General features: G+C 67.0%; 21 protein-coding genes. 15 read left to right on the forward strand and 6 right to left on the reverse strand.

Going from position 1 to position 18,353, the window contains the following annotated elements; translation table 11 throughout:
- The first annotated feature begins 26 nt into the window (after positions 1–26).
- From ACTIF2_RS20665 to ACTIF2_RS20725, 13 genes are all read left to right on the forward strand, one after another.
- Positions 27–941 (forward strand): translation factor GTPase family protein, encoded by a 915-nt coding sequence (locus ACTIF2_RS20665; RefSeq protein ID WP_439498999.1) that lies wholly within the window; start codon positions 27–29, stop codon positions 939–941.
- Complete coding sequence (gene mce, locus ACTIF2_RS20670) at positions 938–1,342, forward strand: methylmalonyl-CoA epimerase (protein WP_439499000.1); 405 nt, start codon at positions 938–940, stop codon at positions 1,340–1,342. The genes ACTIF2_RS20665 and mce overlap by 4 nt, the downstream gene beginning before the upstream one ends.
- A gap of 28 nt (positions 1,343–1,370) precedes the next feature.
- Positions 1,371–1,754, forward strand: a complete 384-nt coding sequence (locus tag ACTIF2_RS20675; RefSeq protein ID WP_439499001.1) for a RidA family protein — start codon at positions 1,371–1,373, stop codon at positions 1,752–1,754.
- A 28-nt stretch (positions 1,755–1,782) separates the two neighbouring features.
- The gene (locus ACTIF2_RS20680) at positions 1,783–2,016 is read left to right on the forward strand and encodes a DUF1467 family protein (protein ID WP_439499002.1); all 234 of its coding nucleotides are present in this window, start codon (positions 1,783–1,785) and stop codon (positions 2,014–2,016) included.
- Positions 2,017–2,405: 389 nt separating this feature from the next.
- Complete coding sequence (locus ACTIF2_RS20685; protein WP_439499003.1) at positions 2,406–2,957, forward strand: peptidylprolyl isomerase; 552 nt, start codon at positions 2,406–2,408, stop codon at positions 2,955–2,957.
- Positions 2,958–2,974: 17 nt separating this feature from the next.
- On the forward strand, positions 2,975–3,601 hold the full coding sequence (locus ACTIF2_RS20690; RefSeq protein ID WP_439499004.1) for a hypothetical protein: 627 nt from the start codon (positions 2,975–2,977) through the stop codon (positions 3,599–3,601).
- Positions 3,601–4,068 carry a peptidylprolyl isomerase gene (locus tag ACTIF2_RS20695; protein WP_439499005.1) on the forward strand — a complete coding sequence of 156 codons (468 nt, stop codon included), beginning with the start codon at positions 3,601–3,603 and terminating at the stop codon, positions 4,066–4,068. Before ACTIF2_RS20690 ends, ACTIF2_RS20695 begins: the two co-directional genes overlap by 1 nt.
- 162 nt (positions 4,069–4,230) lie before the next feature.
- Positions 4,231–5,325, forward strand: coding sequence for a tRNA preQ1(34) S-adenosylmethionine ribosyltransferase-isomerase QueA (gene queA, locus ACTIF2_RS20700; protein ID WP_439499006.1), 1,095 nt, complete (start codon positions 4,231–4,233; stop codon positions 5,323–5,325).
- A 117-nt stretch (positions 5,326–5,442) separates the two neighbouring features.
- Positions 5,443–6,426: an NAD-dependent epimerase/dehydratase family protein gene (locus ACTIF2_RS20705; protein WP_439499077.1), complete on the forward strand. Its 984-nt coding sequence runs from the start codon at positions 5,443–5,445 to the stop codon at positions 6,424–6,426.
- A gap of 72 nt (positions 6,427–6,498) precedes the next feature.
- Entirely contained in the window at positions 6,499–7,161 is a 663-nt protein-coding gene (locus tag ACTIF2_RS20710) for a tetratricopeptide repeat protein (RefSeq protein WP_439499007.1), read from the forward strand.
- Between the two features lie 61 nt (positions 7,162–7,222).
- Positions 7,223–8,611, forward strand: a complete 1,389-nt coding sequence (der, locus tag ACTIF2_RS20715; RefSeq protein ID WP_439499008.1) for a ribosome biogenesis GTPase Der — start codon at positions 7,223–7,225, stop codon at positions 8,609–8,611.
- The gene (locus tag ACTIF2_RS20720) at positions 8,608–9,705 is read left to right on the forward strand and encodes an NAD(P)/FAD-dependent oxidoreductase (protein ID WP_439499009.1); all 1,098 of its coding nucleotides are present in this window, start codon (positions 8,608–8,610) and stop codon (positions 9,703–9,705) included. Before der ends, ACTIF2_RS20720 begins: the two co-directional genes overlap by 4 nt.
- Before the next feature lie 17 nt (positions 9,706–9,722).
- A complete protein-coding gene (locus ACTIF2_RS20725) occupies positions 9,723–10,139 on the forward strand; it encodes an NUDIX hydrolase (RefSeq protein ID WP_439499010.1) in 417 nt (138 codons plus the stop codon).
- 85 nt (positions 10,140–10,224) lie between these two features.
- Here ACTIF2_RS20725 and ACTIF2_RS20730 read toward each other — a convergent pair whose 3' ends face one another.
- The 6 genes from ACTIF2_RS20730 to ACTIF2_RS20755 form a co-directional block, all read right to left on the reverse strand.
- The gene (locus ACTIF2_RS20730; RefSeq protein WP_439499011.1) at positions 10,225–10,965 is read right to left on the reverse strand and encodes an SDR family NAD(P)-dependent oxidoreductase; all 741 of its coding nucleotides are present in this window, start codon (positions 10,963–10,965) and stop codon (positions 10,225–10,227) included.
- 18 nt (positions 10,966–10,983) lie between these two features.
- Positions 10,984–12,450 carry an amidophosphoribosyltransferase gene (gene purF, locus ACTIF2_RS20735; RefSeq protein WP_439499012.1) on the reverse strand — a complete coding sequence of 489 codons (1,467 nt, stop codon included), beginning with the start codon at positions 12,448–12,450 and terminating at the stop codon, positions 10,984–10,986.
- A gap of 42 nt (positions 12,451–12,492) precedes the next feature.
- Positions 12,493–13,179, reverse strand: coding sequence for a CvpA family protein (locus ACTIF2_RS20740; protein ID WP_439499013.1), 687 nt, complete (start codon positions 13,177–13,179; stop codon positions 12,493–12,495).
- 107 nt (positions 13,180–13,286) lie between these two features.
- Entirely contained in the window at positions 13,287–14,684 is a 1,398-nt protein-coding gene (gene radA / locus ACTIF2_RS20745; protein ID WP_439499014.1) for a DNA repair protein RadA, read from the reverse strand.
- Between the two features lie 165 nt (positions 14,685–14,849).
- The gene (gene alr, locus ACTIF2_RS20750; RefSeq protein ID WP_439499015.1) at positions 14,850–15,983 is read right to left on the reverse strand and encodes an alanine racemase; all 1,134 of its coding nucleotides are present in this window, start codon (positions 15,981–15,983) and stop codon (positions 14,850–14,852) included.
- Entirely contained in the window at positions 15,980–17,467 is a 1,488-nt protein-coding gene (locus ACTIF2_RS20755) for a replicative DNA helicase (protein ID WP_439499016.1), read from the reverse strand. The genes alr and ACTIF2_RS20755 overlap by 4 nt, the downstream gene beginning before the upstream one ends.
- A 201-nt stretch (positions 17,468–17,668) precedes the next feature.
- Here ACTIF2_RS20755 and ACTIF2_RS20760 point away from each other — a divergent pair, with 201 nt between their 5' ends.
- Positions 17,669–17,920, forward strand: a complete 252-nt coding sequence (locus ACTIF2_RS20760; RefSeq protein WP_439499017.1) for a plasmid stabilization protein — start codon at positions 17,669–17,671, stop codon at positions 17,918–17,920.
- A complete protein-coding gene (locus ACTIF2_RS20765; RefSeq protein WP_439499018.1) occupies positions 17,917–18,330 on the forward strand; it encodes a type II toxin-antitoxin system VapC family toxin in 414 nt (137 codons plus the stop codon). Before ACTIF2_RS20760 ends, ACTIF2_RS20765 begins: the two co-directional genes overlap by 4 nt.
- Positions 18,331–18,353: the final 23 nt, after the last annotated feature.

The raw sequence follows: 18,353 nt of genomic DNA on the forward strand, positions 1-18,353 counted from the left end.
CTGGCCAGCGGAATCCTGGTGTTGCGATGAAAGCTGCCTCTGCGCTCATACATCTGGCCGTCGAGCCCAAGTACAAGTCTGACCAGACCCGGCTCGCCGCGGCGCTCCGCGAGCTTGAGGCGGCAGATATCGCCTTTCAGGTTCGCACCGATCGCGAGAGCGGGCAGACCATCCTGGGCGCCCTCGGAGAGCCACATCTCCAGACCAAGCTCGCTGCCCTGCGGCATGACTACCAGCTTGACCTCAATCTCGGCGCGCCGCAGGTCGCCTATCGGGAAACAATTGCGCGACGGGTCGAGATCGATTTCACGCTTAAGCAGATGGGCGGGGAGCGCACCTTCGCCCGCGTCAAGCTCAGTCTGGCGCCGCGTGACCAAGGCCAGGGCAATGCCATTGCTTCGGGCGTTGGGCCGGGATTGCTTCCGGAGAATTATGTCGTCGCCATCGAACGAGGCGTGGAATCGGTGCTGCGCTCGGGCATCTTGGCGGGCTTTCCGGTAGTCGACATCTCGGTATCGCTTACCGATTGCGCCTGTCATGAACGGGATTCCTCCGCCGCCGCGTTCGAATGCGCGGCGCGCAACGCCATGCGTGACGGGCTTCAGAAGGGCGGGGCGGTCTTGCTCCAACCCGTCATGGCTCTTGAGATCAGCGTTCCGACGGACGCACTCGAAGTCGTGCTGGTGGACCTGCGGCAGCGCCGTGGCATCATAGGCGGACAGGAAATCTCCGGCGCGACCGCGATCGTCAGCGCAATCGCTCCCCTCGCGCAGCTTTTTGGTTATTCGAGCGCATTGCACTCCCTGAGCGGAGGGCGCGCCAGTCATTCGATGCAATTCAATCAATACGCCGCGGTCCCGTCCGACGAAGACGACGGGCCCTATCCAGCGGCCCTGGCCCTGCGTATGCCGCCTGTTCTGGCACTTGGAGATTCCGCATGATCGGCCGCCTCAACCATGTCGCCATCGCCGTGAAGGATCTCGGCGCCTCCACTGCGCTCTATCGCGACACGCTCGGCGCGCGGGTCTCGCAGCCACTGCCTCAGCCCGAGCATGGCGTCACCGTCGTCTTCGTCGAGTTGCCCAACACGAAGATCGAACTGCTCGAGCCGCTCGGCGCCGATTCGCCGATCGCAAAATTCCTCGAGCGCAATGCCGATGGCGGCATCCATCATATCTGCTACGAGGTCGACGACATCCTCGCCGCGCGCGAGCGGCTGAAGGCGACTGGTGCGCGCGTGCTGGGCTCCGGCGAGCCGCGGATCGGCGCCCATGGCAAGCCGGTCCTGTTCCTGCACCCGAAGGATTTCTGCGGGACCCTGGTCGAGCTCGAGCAGGCTTGAGCCGCACGTCATTGGCGAGGACGAAGGGATGATCGCATTCATCGGTGAGCCGGAGTCGGGATCGCCGCGCCCGTTCAGTGCTGCGACGCGAGCCGGCAACCTCGTCTTCGTTTCGGGGCACTCGGCGCCGCATGAACCGGCGCTCGGGGTCTTTCGCGGCGATACGCCGGCGGAAGAGGTGCGCAACGCGCTTGCCCGCATCGCCGTGATTCTGCGCGAGGCGGGCAGCAGTCTCGACCGCGTCGTGCAGGTCACGATGCTGATCACGGACCCCGCCGACTACGCCGCCTGCAATGCCGAATACGTAAAACACTTCCCCGGCGGGTTGCCTGCGCGTCACACCGCCCGCTTCGGCGTACCTACAGACGCGCGGGTCGCCTTTTCCTGCATTGCCTTGGTGGAGGAGGGGTGATGAACGCTTTCCACGAAGGAACCGGACCATGACCATCACCGGCGGCCTGGCCGTTTACTTCGTCATCTGGTGGACGGTGCTGTTCGTCGTGCTGCCCTTCGGCGTCCGCAGCGAGGCGGAAACCGGCGAAGCGCATGTGCAGGGCACCGATCCCGGTGCGCCGGTCGGGACCAATCTCGTCAGAAAAGCGCTGATCACTACGGTGATCGCGGCGGTCGTCTTTGCAATCGTCTGGTATATCTGGTCGGCCTACGACCTTTGACCAAGATGGAGCGGGACCGCCAAAAACAAAGGGCAAGGCCGAAGCCTTGCCCTTGAGTCTGTTTTTTACCGCAGTAACGGCGCACATCTGTTTGCGTGCGGCTCATATACTAGGCGGGCGTTTGTTCCTCCCGAGACCTGGTCCGCGGCGCTCAAGGTTTAACCCGAGCGAGCCCAGCGCCAGATAATTAGCGGATTGTGACAGGCCTGTCACCCGTTTAGGCAGGCCCAGCCTCATCTTTTTGCAAATTTAATCCACCGTGCCTTTGTGCGGTGCAATAACCTGCTCCGGGAGGCCGGCGAAGCGCCTTGTTCCGGCCAAAGGATGCCGTTACGACGCCTCCGTGATGTGATCTGCCGGACATCTCCGGCAGCGACGGAGATGATCCCATGCTGCGCAGTTCCCTCGCCATTCTTGCTCTCGCCGCGTCGCTCGGCTGCGCGCAGGCCCAGGCTCCGGCATCAGACCCCAACAACACCGTTGTGCTCGAGACCAAGGACGGCAAGATCGCGATTCGCCTTCGTCCCGATCTCGCCCCCAAGCATGTCGCGCAGATCAAGACGCTGACGAAAAACGGCTTCTATGACGGCATCGTCTTCCATCGCGTCATCGACGGCTTCATGGCCCAGACCGGCGATCCGACCGGGACCGGCACCGGCAAGTCCGATCTGCCGAACCTGCCGGCCGAATTCACCCCGACCCCGTACAAGCCCGGCTCGGTCGGCATGGCGCGCTCGAGCTCGCCGGACTCGGCCAATTCGCAGTTCTTCATCTGCTACGAGGGCTGCGGCTCGCTGACCGGCCAATACACGCTGTTCGGAGAGGTCGTCTCGGGCATGGACGTGGCGCGCAAGATCAAGAAGGGCAGCTCGTCCAATAACGGCCAGGTCAGCAACCCCGACAAGATCGTGCGGATGCGCCTCCAGGCCGACGCGAAGTAAGCGGGTCGGCCGCTACGATGTCGCGCCTCCTGCCCATGCTGGCCATCGCCCTGTCGGTCGGCAGCGCTGGAGCAGGCATGGCGCAGGAGACACGCGATCTCGGCCTGCCGCCACCTTCCGGCTCGCAGTACCCTGTCCTGCCGCCGCCGTCGGGTTCGCAGAACCCGATCCTGCCGCCGCAATCGGGGCAGCGCTATGGCCCGGGCGTCGGCGGGCCGTTCGGCGAGCGCGAGCCGCGCCGCGCCGTTCCAAGACCCTATCCCGGCGTCGATCAGGGCATGAGCGGCTCTGTCTCGCCGGCTACGCGTAGCTTCGACGGGGAAGCCGTCGACCGCATCTCCGAGATCGCTCCGGCCTTGCGACGCTGCTGGAACCCGCCGGCCATGGCCGGCCGGGATGGCGTCATGGCGACGGTCCGCTTCAGCCTGCGGCGCGACGGCACGCTCTTCGGCCAGCCCCGCGTCACCTGGGAAACCCGCCAGAGCGATTCCGAATTGCGCGAGCGCTTCACCGCCTCGATCATCGCCGCGGTGCGCGACTGCACGCCTCTGAGGTTGTCGCCGGGCTTCGGAGCGGCTATCGCGGGACGACCCTTCACCATTCGCTTCCACGGCCGCGCGCCGTCCAATGAAAGGCCGATCTGATGTCACTCGATCCCGAGAACACCCTCGTCATGGAGACCACCAAGGGCCGCGTCGTGATCAAGCTGCGCCCGGATCTCGCTCCCGGCCATGTCGAGCGCCTGAAGACGCTCTCGCGCCAGGGCTTCTATGACGGCATCGTCTTCCATCGCGTCATCGACGGCTTCATGGCCCAGGTCGGCTGCCCGCATGGCACCGGCACCGGCGGTTCCGACCTGCCGGACCTCAAGGCCGAGTTCAACGCCGAGCCGCATGTCCGCGGCATCTGCTCGATGGCCCGCTCGCAGAACCCGAACTCGGCCAACAGCCAGTTCTTCATCGTCTTCGACGATGCCCGCTTCCTCGACAAGCAGTACACGGTCTGGGGCCAGGTCGTGGAAGGCATGGAGACTGTCGACAACATCAAGCGCGGCGAGCCCGTGCGCGATCCCGACTCCATCGTCTCGATGAAGGTCATGGCCGACGCCTGATTACCACGCGTTCGGTCATCCCGGCCGCAGCGGCGCAGCCGCGCAGAGCCGGAATCCACGCCTGAACGGTTTCGACGATCGCTCCGGCATGGATCCCGGGTCGACCTCTGGTCGCCCGGGATGACTTTTTGGATCGGGGCGTGACAAGGAGTGCGTCCGTCCATGGATGTCGGGCTCTTCGATTTCGACCTGCCGGAAGACCGGATCGCGCTGAGGCCCGTCAGCCCGCGCGATGCGGCCCGCATGCTTGTGGTACGGCCCGGTGCGGCCGCGCCCTTCGAGGATCGCGGCGTGCGCGACCTCGTTTCGCTGCTGCGGCCGGGCGACGCCCTCGTCCTCAACGACACGCGCGTGATCCCGTCTCGCCTCTACGGACGCCGGGTACGCGGCGACGCATCGGCGCGCGTCGAGATCATGCTGCACAAGCGCGAGGCTGATGATCGCTGGCGCGCCTTCGCCCGCCCGGCCAAGAAGCTGGCGCTTGGTGAAACCATCGAATTCGGCTCCGAGACGGCGAGCAATATCTGCGAGCTCGGCCAGTTGCGGGCGGAAGTCGTCGGCAAGGCGGAGGGCGGAGAGGTCGAGCTTCGCTTCGCCTTTGCCGGGCCTTTTCTCGACGAGGCGATCGCCCGCTTCGGCGAGTTGCCGCTGCCGCCCTATATCGCCGGCAAGCGGGCGACCGACGCCGCCGACGAGACCGACTACCAGACGATCCATGCCCGCGAGGACGGCGCGGTGGCGGCCCCGACCGCAGGCCTGCATTTCACGCCGGAGCTGTTCGCGGCGCTCGATGCGCGCGGCGTTTCACGGCATTTCGTCACGCTCCATGTCGGCGCCGGCACCTTCCTGCCGGTGAAGGCCGAGGATACGCGCGAGCACCGCATGCATGCCGAGTTTGGCAGCGTCAGCGCTGCCACGGCACAGGCGCTGAACGAGACCAGGGCGCGAGGCGGCCGCATCGTCGCCGTCGGCACCACGGCCCTGCGCCTGCTCGAAAGCGCGACCGGTGAGGACGGCGTGGTCGCGCCCTTCTCGGGCGACACCGCGATCTTCATCACGCCGGGCTATCGCTTCCGCGCCGTCGATATGCTGATGACGAATTTCCATCTGCCACGCTCGACATTGTTCATGCTGGTCTCCGCCTTCTGCGGGCTCGACGTGATGAAACGGGCCTATGCCCATGCGATCGCGGAGAAATACCGGTTCTACTCCTATGGCGACGCCAGCCTGCTGTATCGCGCCGACCCGGCCGCGTAGTGCTGCGCGGGCGGCGTGCCTGGTCTGCTTCGGCCGGTCTCGCTCGCCGGCTCGCCGCGCTTCATCATCACCTCCGTCCTTGATTCTGACGGCAGAGACGACAAACGCGGCATCGACATGAAGATCCTGGTCACGGGAAGCTCCGGCCATCTCGGCGAGGCGCTCGTTCGCACGCTGAGGGAACAGCGGCACGAGGTCGTCGGCCTCGATCGCGTCGGATCGCCCTTCACATCCGTCATCGGCTCGATCGTCGACCGGTCCTGCGTGGCGCGCTGCATGACAGGGGTCCAGGCGGTGCTCCACGCGGCGACCTTGCACAAGCCGCATGTCGCGACCCACGCCCGGCAGGATTTCATCGACGTCAACATCACCGGCACGCTCAACCTGCTCGAGGAGGCCGTGGCGGCCGGGGTCGGCTCCTTCGTCTTCACCAGCACGACCAGCGTCTTCGGCGATGCGCTGGTGCCGCCGGCGGGCGCGCCTGCCGCCTGGATCACCGAAGAGGTCGTGCCCGTCCCGAAGAACATCTACGGCGTCACCAAGGCCGCTGCCGAGGACCTTTGCCAGCTGTTCCACCGGAACCAGGGCCTCGCCTGCATCGTGCTGCGAACCTCGCGGTTCTTTCCGGAGGAGGACGATAACGGCGCGGCGCGCGCGGCCTATGCCGACGCCAATCTCAAGGCGAACGAGTTCCTCGCCCGTCGTGTCGATATCGAGGATGTCGTCAGCGCCCACCTCCTGGCGGCCGAGCAGGCGCCACGGATCGGCTTCGCGCGCTACATCATCAGCGCGACGACGCCATTTCTGCGCGAGGACATGCCTGAGCTGCGCATCGATGCGCCCCGCGTCCTGCAGGCTCGCGTGCCTGGCCATGCCGCCGAATATTCGCGCCGGGGCTGGAGCATGTTCCCCGGTCTCGACCGGGTCTATGTCAATGCACGGGCGAGGGCGGAGCTCGGCTGGCGGCCGCGCCACGACTTCGCGTCAGTGGTCGCGCGGCTCGCGGCCGGAGGCGAGCTGGCGAGCCCGCTGGCCCGAACGATCGGCGCGAAGGGCTATCACCCGGAGAGCTTTGCCGCCGGGCCTTATCCCGTCGCGTGATGCTGGCCGATCCGGCTCGCAATCCTGCCGCGAAAATGCTACCCGGCAGGGCAAGAAGGATTGTGACACTCCATGGCCGATATTTTTCGTGAGATCGATGAGGAGGTCCGGCGCGACAAGGCGGCGGCGCTCTGGAAGAAATATGGCACGCTGATCATCGCGCTGGCGGTGATCGCGGTCGTCGCCGTCGCCGGCTGGCAGGTCTGGCTCCATCGCGAGCAGCAGGCCTCGCAGGCGGTTGGCGCCAGGTTGGAGGAGGCGCTCAGGGCCTCGCGTGACAATCGCGGCGCCGAAGCGGAATCGATCCTCGTCGAGCTCTCGGCCAATGCGCCGGCGGGTTATCGCCAGATCGCGCGTTTCCGCCTGGCCGCCGAAACCGCCAAGCGCGATCCGGCGGCGGGTGCGACGGCCTTCGACGGCCTCGCCAATGACGGCTCGCTCGACCAGCTCTATCGCGACCTGGCGCGGTTGCGCGCCGGCATGCTGCGCGTCGATCTCGCGCCCTATGCCGAGATCCGCACGGCGCTGGAGCCGCTGGCGACGCCTCAGGGTACTTGGCGTCACTCGGCCCGCGAATTCCTTGGCATCGCCGCGCTCAGGGCCAATCTCTTCGAGGATGCCGGGCGCTGGTTCGACGCCATCGTCACCGATCCGCAATCGCCGCAGGTGCTGCGCCAGCGGACCGAACTCTATCTGGCTCTGGTGCGCGGCGGCGCCGTCGAGACCCGGAACTGATCCGGCGCGCGTCCTCGCCGGCGCGCGTCCCTGAACGCGGAACAGGACGAACCCGAACGCTATGACCGCGACCGTCGCCATCATCGGCAGGCCGAATGTCGGCAAATCGACGCTGTTCAACAGGCTCGTCGGCAAGAAGCTCGCGCTGGTCGACGACCGGCCGGGCGTCACCCGTGACCGCCGCGAGGGCGAGGCCTCGCTCGGCCACCTGCGCTTCAGGGTGATCGACACGGCGGGGCTCGAGGAGGCCGACAAGGATTCGCTCGCCGGCCGCATGCGCGCCCAGACCGAGACGGCGATCGCCCAGGCCGACGTCATCCTGTTCATGATCGACGCCCGCCTCGGCCTGACGCCGATGGATCAGCCCTTCGCCGATCTGGTGCGCCGCTCCGGCAAGCCGGTGATCCTGCTCGCCAACAAGGCGGAGGGGCGCAAGGGCCTGGACGGGATCTTCGAATCCTACGCGCTCGGGCTCGGCGACCCGGTGCCGTTCTCGGCCGAGCATGGCGAAGGCACTTCCGATCTCCTTGAAGCCCTCGTTCCCTTCGTCGCGGACGAGCCGGAGGAGGAGGAAGAGGACGCCTGGGCCGATGCGCCTGCCGCCGATGCCGACGAGGAGAGCGACCCCAACAAGCCGCTGCGCGTCACCATCATCGGCCGGCCCAATGCCGGCAAGTCGACGCTGGTCAACCGCATGATCGGCGAGGAGCGGCTGCTCACCGGTCCCGAGGCCGGCATCACCCGCGACACGATCTCGGTCGACTGGCAATGGCGCGGCCGGCCGGTCAAGCTCTTCGACACGGCCGGCATGAGGAAGCGCGCCCGCATCGAGGAGAAGCTGGAAAAGCTCTCCGTCGCCGATGCGCTGCGCGCCATCCGCTTCGCCGAGGTCGTGGTCGTGCTGCTCGATTCGACCATTCCCTTCGAGAAGCAGGACCTGACTCTGGTCGACCTGACGGAGCGCGAGGGCAGGACGGTCGTCATCGGCCTCAACAAATGGGACCTCGTCGCCGATAAGCAGGGCCTGCTCGCCGAGCTCAAGGAGAAGGCGCACCACCTCCTGGCGCAGGTGCGCGGCGTGCAGATCGTGCCGCTCTCGGGGCTCGCTGGGGAGGGCATCGACCGGCTGATGCAGGCGGTCTTCTTGAGCTACGACGTCTGGAACCGCCGCATCTCGACGGCCCGGATCAACCGTTGGCTCGAAGGCGTGCTCTCGGCCCATCCGCCACCGGCAGTCGCCGGGCGCCGCATCAAGATCCGCTACATGACGCAGGCCAAGGCGCGCCCGCCGACCTTCGCGCTCTTCGGCAACCAGCTCGACCATTTGCCGGTGTCCTATACGCGCTACCTCGTCAACAACCTGCGCGAGGCTTTTGAGCTGCCGGGCACGCCGATCCGCCTGCATACCCGCGGCGGCGCCAATCCCTATGACAAGGATCGTCGCGGATGAGGGTCACGATCGTCGGGGCCGGCATCGCCGGTCTCGCCACCGCCTGGGCGCTGAGCGGCCGCGGTCATCAAGTCACGCTGCTCGAGCAGGCGCCGACGATCCCAAATCCCTACGCCGCTTCCGGCGACCAGCATCGCATCATCCGCCGCGCCTATGGCAGCGCCGACGGCTATGCCCGCACGATTCCCGAGGCCTTTGCCGCCTGGGAGGCGATGTGGGCCGATCTCGGTCGCTCGCATCTCGCCAATTGCGGCGTTCTCGGCGTGTCGCTGCAGGAAGGTGACGAGGGCGAGCAGTATCGCGAGGGCCTGGACCGGACCGGCGCGCCTTACACCTTGCACGAGCCGACTGAAGCCACCGAACGCTGGCCCTTCCTCGACGCTGCGGGCCTGCGCTACGCCTATTTCAGCGCCGATGGCGGCGCGCTGTTTCCGGCGCGGATCGCCGCGGACCTGCTGAAGCTGCTCGCGGATCGCGGCGTCGACATTCGCGCCAATGCGCGCGTCGTCGTGGTCGATCCTGAAAAGGGTCTGGTCCGTCTTGAAGACGGCACGGACCTCGCAGCCGACAAGGTGGTGGTGACGGCGGGAGCCTGGGTGCTGCGGCTCTTTCCAGAGCTGGCTGACACGCTGAAGACCTATCGCACCGCCGTGGTCTATCTCGAGCCGCCGGCGGATTTGCGCGAGGCCTGGGAGCGTGCGCCGGCCATGGTCAGCGTCGGCGGCGAGTCGCATGGCTATATCCTGCCTCCGGTCGATGGCACCGACCTGAAATTCGGCGCCGGCATCCACCGGCGCCCGCGAGAGCCCGACGAGGAGCGCGAGCCGCGCCCGGGCGAGGGCGAGCAGATCAGGGATTATTTCGCGCCGCCGTTGGCGCGCCTTTCCGAGTATCGCGTCAAGCGCGTCGCGAGCTGTGCCTATACCTTCAGGGAAGACACCACCTTCTTCGCGCGGCGGCTGGGCAAGGCGCTCGTGGTCTCGGCCTGTTCCGGTCACGGCTATAAATTCGGCGCAGCCGTCGGGCGCCGTGTCGCCGACGCGCTGGAAAGCGGTGACGATGCCGGGTTTCTGCGCTGGCTCAGGGCGGAATAGACCGGACGCCGCGCGGCATGATCGAGACCGTCAGCGCCCTTTTCGTCAGCTCCGATGTCACCGTCCTGCTCGGCCTAAGGGCCTCGTGGAAGCGGGCCTGGGCCGACCACTGGGACGCCATCGGCGGCCGTGTCGAAGCCGGCGAAAGCCTGGAGCAGGCGCTGCTGCGCGAATGCCGGGAGGAGGTCGGGCTCACCCCGACGCGCTACCGGCTGGTCCTGTCGGAAGCCGAACGCTTTCCGGAGCGAAACGGCGAGGCGCTCCATCACATCTATGTCGTGGAGGCCTGGGACGGCGGCGAGGCCGCCAATCTCTGCGACGAGCACACCGAAATCCGCTGGTTCACGCTCGACGAGATGGCGGCGCTGCCGAACCTGACCATCCCCGATTTGATCACGCTGGTTCGGGAAAACTGCCGTCATGCTCGGGCTTGACCCGAGCATCTCTTGACGGGCGAGCTACCTTCGGCGCGAGATTCTCGGCTCTACGCTTCGCTCCGGCCGAGAATGACGGCCAATGCTACGCCGGCATTTGCGGGCTGAGCACCTTGCCCTGCGGGAAGTCGAAAATCTTGCCGGTCTCGGTCCAGTCCGGCGAGGCGAGCCGGACGAGATGCGGCGCAAGCTCCTCCGGCGTCTTCAGGCTCAGCGGATCCTCGCCGGGCATCGCCTCCGCCCGCATGCGCGTGCGCAGGGGGCCGGGATTGACGATCATCACCTTGAGCGGCGTCGTCGCGGTCTCGGCGGCATAGGTGCGGGCCATCGCCTCGACGGCGGCCTTCGAGATCGAGTAAGGGCCCCAATAGGCCAGGCATTTATGCGCCGCGCCCGACGACATCAGGATCACGCGGGCAGCGTCGGACGCCTTGAGCGCCGGCTCGACCGATTTGATCAGCCGCCAGTTCGCCGTGACATTGGTCTCGAACACTTTTGCCCATTCCTTGGGCGAGGCATGGGTGAGGGGCGTCAGCGGGCCGAGAATGCCGGCATTGGCGAGCAGGATGTCGAGCTTGCCCCAGCGCTCCAGCAGGGCCGGGCCGAGCTTTTCGATCGCGGTCGCGTCACCGAGATCGACCGGGACCAGGGTGGCGCTGCCGCCGATCGCCTTGATCTCGTCGTCGAGCTCTTCGAGAGCGCCCGTGGTGCGGGCCAGCGCGACGACATGCGCGCCGGCCTGGGCGAAGGCGAGCGAGGCGGCCCGGCCGATGCCGCGCGATGCGCCGGTGACGAGCGCGACGCGCCCTTCCAGAGGCTTGGACATGCAGGTTCCGTGTGAGGGTCAGCCGGCTTCGGCGAGCAGCGACAATTCCTGCTTGGCGCTCTCGCCGATGACGTCGGTCAGCGAGGTCGGATAGTCGCCGGTGAAGCAATGGTCGGTGAATTGCGGGCGGACAGGGTCGCGCCGCTCGTGGCCCATGGCGCGGTAGAGCCCGTCGACCGACAGGAAGGCGAGCGAATCGGCGCCGACGAACTGGCGCATCTCTTCGAGCGAATGCGTCGCGGCCAGCAGCTTCTCGCGATCGGGCGTGTCGATGCCGTAATAGTCGGGATGGGTGATCGGCGGCGAGGAGATGCGGAAATGCACCTCGCGGGCGCCGGCCTCGCGCATCATCTTGACGATCTTCAGCGAGGTCGTGCCGCGCACGATCGAGTCGTCGACGAGCACGATGCTCTTGCCCTCGACCACGCCGCGATTGGCCGAGTGTTTCAGGCGCACGCCGAGCTCGCGCACCTTCTGCGTCGGCTCGATGAAGGTCCGTCCGACATAATGGTTGCGGATGATGCCGAGCTCGAAGGGAATGCCGCTCGCCTGGGCATAGCCAAGCGCCGCCGGCACGCCCGAATCCGGCACCGGCACGATCACGTCGGCCTTCGCAGGCGATTCCGCGGCGAGCACCGCGCCCATCTGCTTGCGCCGCTCATAGATGCTGCGGCCCTTCACGATCGAATCCGGCCGAGCGAAGTAGATGTATTCGAAGATGCAGGGGCGTTCGGCCACCGGCGGGAAGGGCTTGTGGCTCTCGATGCCGTCCTCGGAGATCACGACGATCTCGCCGTTCTCGACCTCGCGGATGAACTTGGCGCCGATGATGTCGAGCGCGCAGGTCTCCGAGGTCAGGATCGGGCAGCCGTCGAGCTCGCCCAGCACGAGCGGGCGGATGCCGAGCGGGTCGCGTGCGCCGATCAGCTTCTTGTTGGTCATCCCGACGAAGGCATAGGCGCCCTCGATCTGGCGGATCGCATCGACGAAGCGCTCGATGAAGCGGCTCTTGCGGCTGCGGGCGACGAGATGCAGCAGGACCTCGGTGTCGGAGGTCGACTGATAGATCGCGCCATCGCGCACCAGGTTGCGGCGCAAGGTCAGGCCGTTGGTGAGGTTGCCGTTATGCGCGACCGCGAAGCCGCCGCCATGCAACTCGGCGAAAAGCGGCTGGACGTTGCGCAGGATCGTTTCGCCCGTCGTCGAATAGCGCACATGGCCGATCGCCTGCGAGCCCTTGAGCTTCTCGATGACGGAGGCTTCGGAGAAGGCATCTCCGACCAGGCCCAGGCGCCGCTCCGAGTGGAAGCGCTTGCCGTCGAAGGCGACGATGCCCGCCGCTTCCTGGCCACGATGCTGGAGCGCGTGCAGGCCGAGAGCCGTCAGCGCCGTGGCGTCGGCATGGCCGAAAATGCCGAACACGCCGCATTCCTCGCGCAACCGATCGGCATAGGGATCGAAGGCTGTCTCGGTCTGAGGCTTCATCACGGGCTCCATGCGCAGGGACACGGCTGCGATACGCTCCAATTACGGGCGAGTTTGGGCAGGCGCCGCCGGGCGGCTGCCGTCGATCGTCCGTTGCAGGGCCTGGCGGTCGGTGGCGTTCGGCACCTCGGTGCGGCGCTGCGGGTCGGCATTGGTCGGGCTCGCGGGGCTACGCGGCTCCTCGGCCGGGGCCTCGACGGGCTCCTCGCCGGTCTTCGGCTTCAGCAGGTTCTTGACGAAGTCGGAGTTGATGTCTTGCGGCAGCATCGTCAAGAGCGAGCGGCCGGTTTCTTCGAGGATCGGCTTGGCCTTGGCCTCGCGGGCCCAGGTCGGCATGTTCTTGTCGCCCATCAGCGCGGTGAAGAACAGGTAGCCGATGACGGCGAGCAGCAGCCCGCGCGCGGCGCCGAAGACGAAACCGAGCGTGCGGTCGAGCGCGCCGATGCGCGAATCGAGCACGAAATCGGAAACCCGCGCCGTGATCAACGAAACCACGATCAGGGTCAGCAGGAACAGGGCCGCGATCACCGCGACCAGCGCGATGGTCTGGTTGGGGATATGCTGCTGCGCCAAGGGCAGGAGCTGGGGGTGGAAGATCCAGGCCACGACCGCGGCCGTGACCCAGGAGGCGATCGCCAGGACTTCGCGCGTCAGCCCGCGCACCGTTGCCAGTAACGCCGAGATCAGAACCACGCCGATGACGACGAGATCGAGGATGGTGACAGGCATGTAGGAAGCCGCTTCGCTAAGACATCGGGAAGGCCTGCAAGAAATGGGCTGGCCGCAACGATTTTGCTATACGCGTTCAAAGGGGTTCCGTCACCCTTCCGGACGCCTCATTTCACATCTCTGCGAGGCGCGCGGGCGGCGATATCCGCAACGAGTTCCGTAACATGGCCGAAACGCCGCAGACCGAGCCCGCTGCCGTCGCCGAAATCCGCCCCGCCTGAAGGCAGCAATGCCGCCTCGAAACCCAGCTTTGCCGCCTCACGCAGCCGCGCAGCCGCGACGGATACCGGGCGAATCGCGCCCGACAAGGCGATCTCGCCGAAATAGACCGCCTCGGCCGGCAGGATCGCGCCGGTGAGCGAGGAGACGAGCGCCGCCGCGACCGCCATATCCGCCGCCGGTTCGTTGACGCGCAGGCCGCCCGCGACATTGAGATAGACGTCGTGCTGGCCGAGCCTCAGGCCGCCATGGGTCTCCAGCACCGCCAGCACCATCGCCAGCCGGCTGTTCTCCCAGCCGACCACCGCGCGCCGCGGCGTGCCGAGCGAGGTCGGCGAGACCAGGGCCTGGATCTCGACGAGCACCGGCCGCGTTCCTTCGATCCCGGCGAAGACGGCCGCGCCGGGAGCCGCCTGGTCGCGCCCGGCAAGGAAAAGCGCTGACGGATTGGAGACTTCCGACAATCCCTTGCCAGTCATCTCGAAGACGCCGATCTCGTCGGTCGGCCCGAAACGGTTCTTCTGCGCCCGCATGATCCGGAAGGCGTGGCCGCCTTCGCCCTCGAAGGAGAGCACGGCGTCGACCATGTGCTCGACCACCCGAGGCCCCGCGATCTGGCCGTCCTTGGTGACGTGGCCGACGAGGATGAGGCAGGCGCCCGAGGTCTTGGCGTAACGGATCAGCGCCTGGGCCGAGCCGCGAACCTGCGTCACCGTCCCGGGCGCGCTCTCGACCTCACCCGACCACATGGTCTGGATCGAATCGATCACCACCAGCGCCGGCCGCTGGCCTTGCTGAAGCGTCGCGATGATGTCCTCGACATTGGTTTCGGCTGCGAGATCGACCGGGGTTTCGGCCAGTCCCATGCGCTCGGCCCGCAAGCGCACCTGCCCGGTCGATTCCTCACCCGAGACATAGACGACGCGCCGGCCGTCCTGCGCCAGCGCCGCGCAGGCCTGCATCAGCAAAGTCGATTTGCCGATGCCAGGATCGCCGCCGATCAGCAGCACCGAGCCGGGCACGAAGCCGCCGCCGGTGACGCGGTCGAGCTCGCCGATGCCGGCGACGATGCGCGGCGCATCCTGTGTCTCGCCCTTCAGCGTCTCCAGCGCGAAGACGCGGCCGCGCGCCCGACCGCCCGAGGAGCCGCGGCCGCCCGGAACGGGCGCGGCCTGCGCCTCCTCGGTGAGGGACGACCAGGTGCCGCAGGCGTCGCATTTGCCTTGCCAGCGATGATAGACCGCGCCGCAGGCCTGGCAGGTATAGGTCGGTCCGCGCTTGGCCATCAGCGCGTGGCGCTCATCGCTGTCACACCCGCCTCGTCATCCCGGACAAGCGGCGTAGCCGCGTAGCTCCGGGATCCATCGTAAAGCGCCGGAGCCCCACGATGGATCCCGGAGCTACGCTTCGCTTCGTCCGGGATGACGGTGGAGATGCAAGCGCCGGTCACATCACAACCCGACATAGCGGCGCGCCTGGCGCCGGCCGAGGCTGGTCAGGATCTCGTAGCCGACCGTCTTGGCGCCGGCGCCGACCGTCTCGAGATCGAGCGGGCCGCCGATCAGCGTGACCGGGGCGCCGCGCATCGCGGCGGCGGTGGGCGCATCGCTGACGTCGATGATGATCAGGTCCATCGAGACGCTGCCGACGAAGGGGCAGATGACGCCGCCGACAAGCGCAGAGCCGCCACTGCTCGCGTCCGTCCAGCTCGCATTGCGCGGATAGCCGTCGGCATAGCCGAGGTGGATGGTCGCGAGCTTGCGCCGGCCCTTGGCGGTCCAGCGGCCGTTATAGCCGACCTGCGTCCCGCTCTCGACCTCGCGCAGCTGGATGATGCGCGCCTCCATGCCGATCACCGGCTGCATCGGGTTCGGCCGGCCGGGCGTCGGGTTGCCGCCATAGAGCGCATAGCCCGGACGCGTCAGCTGATAGGCCGGGCAATCCTCGAGGAAATGGCCCGAGGAATTGAGCAGCGAGGCGGGGACGCCGGGGAAAGCCGCGGCGATCTCGGCGAAAGCCTTGATCTGGCGTGCATTGGCCGGATCGGCGACGTCCTCCGACGAGGCGAAATGCGACATCACCAGCCCGATGCCGGCGGCCTCGATATCGCGCCTGCGTTCGCGAGCGAGGTCGAGCCCTTCGCCGGGCCAGAGCCCGAGCCGGTTCATCGCCGTATCGATATGCAGGGCGGCCGGGCGGGCAATGTTCGTATTGGCCCGGAACGCGGCCCATTCGGCCAGTTCCTCGTGCGAGCCGAGCACCGGCGAGAGGCCGTGCTCCGCATAGGCGCCGCAGGTGCCGGGCAGCAGCCCGTTCAGCACATAGACCACCGCGTCGGGCGCCACAGCGCGGGCCCGGATGCCTTCCGAGAGATGGGCGACGAAGAAGCTCCGGCAGCCGGCCTTGGCGAGCGCCGTCACCGCCGGCTCGATGCCGATGCCATAGGCGTTGGCCTTGACGACGGCGCCGGTCTCGGCGCCCTCAGTCCGCTGCCCGAGCGCGCGCCAGTTCGCGGTGAGCGCGCCGAGGTCGATCGTCAGGGTTGCGCCGAAAGCGTCGGCATCCGGCGTGTCGAAGGGGCTCATAGGTGATCCGGTAGTCGGGATTCGTCGGCGCGGTCGGAGAAGCGTGTCACTTCGGCGTCGAATTGCAGGTTGACCGTGCCGGTCGGGCCGTGACGCTGCTTGCCGATGATGAGCTCGGCCAGACCATGCGCCAGCTCCATCTCGTTCAGCCAGGTCGCGTGCTCGGGCGTGCCGGCGCGCGGCTCCTTGTTCTTCAGGTAATATTCCTCGCGATAGACGAACATGACCACGTCGGCGTCCTGCTCGATCGAGCCCGATTCACGCAGGTCCGAGAGCTGCGGGCGCTTGTCGTCGCGGCTCTCGACCTGGCGCGAGAGCTGCGAGAGAGCGACGATCGGCACGACAAGCTCCTTGGCCAGCGCCTTCAGGCTGGTGGTGATCTCGGTCAGCTCCTGCACGCGGTTCTCGCCCTTCTTGGCCGAGCCGGACAAGAGCTGGAGATAGTCGATGAAGAGGATGTCGAGCCCCTTCTGCCGCTTCAGCCGGCGCGCCCGCGCCATCAGCTGGGCGATCGAGATGCCGCCGGTCTGGTCGATATAAAGCGGCAGCTTCTCGATCTGCGCCGCGACATCGGTCAGCCGCCCGAAATCGGCCTCGGTGATGCGGCCCTGCCTGATCTTGTAGGACGAGATGCCAGATTGTTCGGCGACGATGCGGGTCGCGAGCTGGTCGGACGACATTTCGAGCGAGAAGAAGCCGACGATGCCGCCATCGACCGACTTGATCGAGCCGTCCTCCTGGCGCTCGCCGCGCCAGGCCTTGGCGATGTTGAAGGCGATGTTGGTGGCGAGCGAGGTCTTGCCCATGGCCGGGCGTCCGGCGAGGATGATCAGGTCGGAATGCTGCAGGCCGCCCATGCGCTGGTCGAGATCGCGCAGGCCCGACGAGATGCCCGATAGTCCGCCCGCGCGCTGATAGGCGTTCGCGGCCATGTCGATCGCGGTGCGCAGCGCGCCGTCGAACTTCTGGAAGCCGCCCTCGTAGCGGCCCTTTTCCGCCAGCTCGTAGAGCCGGCGCTCCGCTTCCTCGATCTGCTCGCGCGGCGCCATCTCGACCGGCGCGTCATAGGCGACATTGACCAGGTCCTCGCCGACGCCGATGAGCTGGCGGCGGATCGCGAGGTCGTAGATCGTGCGGCCATAGTCCTGAGCATTGATGACGGTGGTCGCCTCCGCCGCCAGCCGCGCGAGATATTGCGAGGCGGTGATGCCGCCGAGATCGATCTCGCCGATGAAGGTCTTCAGCGTGATCGGCGTCGCGATCTTGCCGGCCCGGATCAGGCTCGCCATCAAGTCGAAGATGCGCTGATGCACCGGCTCGTGGAAATGCTCCGGCACCAGGAAATCGGAGATGCGGTAGAACGCGTCGTTATTGACCAGGATCGCGCCCAGCAGCGCCTGCTCAGCCTCGATATTATGGGGCTGGACACGGTATTCGGCCTCACGATTGTCGAGGCGGGCGACGAGGGCGGTTGCTGTAGCCATGCTCTTCGATAGGTGAGAATCGGCTGGTCGCGTAACTGGAACAAAATGAGAACACAAGAATTAGGCGAAACTCTGCCCGCTGTCCACAGACTCGCCTCGATCAGCCGGGCGGTTCGACCAGAGGGGCTGCCATCCAGCCATCAGCTGCCATCTTGATGGCAGCTGATGGCCAGCCTATATGAGACACAGCAGGAGGTCGCCATGGCCGAACCCCAACTTTCCGTCCGCAGCGCCCGCGCCCGCGATCTCGCGCACCGTCTGGCCCAGCGCGAAAAGCGCACCGTGGCGCAGGTCGTCGAGCGAGCGCTCGAAGTCTACGCGGCGCGAGAGGCCGGCCGCCAACCTGCTGCGGAGTTTTATGCCAGCCTGCGCGCGCCCAGCGATGAAGAGGATATCGACCTCGAAGCCGTCATTCGCGAGGCCCGCCGACCGCATCACGGCATCGACCTGTGATCTTCCTCGACACGAACGTCGTGTCGGAGGCGTCACGCCGCAATCCCGATCCGGCAGTGATGGCCTGGCTCGATCGCCATGACACCGAGCTCGCCTTGTCCACGGTCGTCATCGGCGAGATCGCCTTCGGGATCGAGCGGATCAGGCCCGACCAACGCTCAGTACGACTGGCGGCAGATCTCTCGAAATGGCGGGAGCGTTTTGCGGATCGCATCTTCGGTCTGACCGAGGAAGCGGCGCTCCGCTATGGCGAGGTCATGGGCTCGGCATCGCGAACCGGAATTCAGATGAGCGCGCCGGATGGCATGATCGCGGCCATAGCGCTGGTCAATGGTGGCCGGCTCGCGACCCGCAATGTCATCGATTTCCAGAAGAGCGGGCTCGAGATCATCGATCCCTGGACATTCTGACGAACGAAAAAGGCGCCGCGATC

Source organism: Allobosea sp., assembly GCF_051860145.1.
Classification (GTDB): domain Bacteria; phylum Pseudomonadota; class Alphaproteobacteria; order Rhizobiales; family Beijerinckiaceae; genus Allobosea.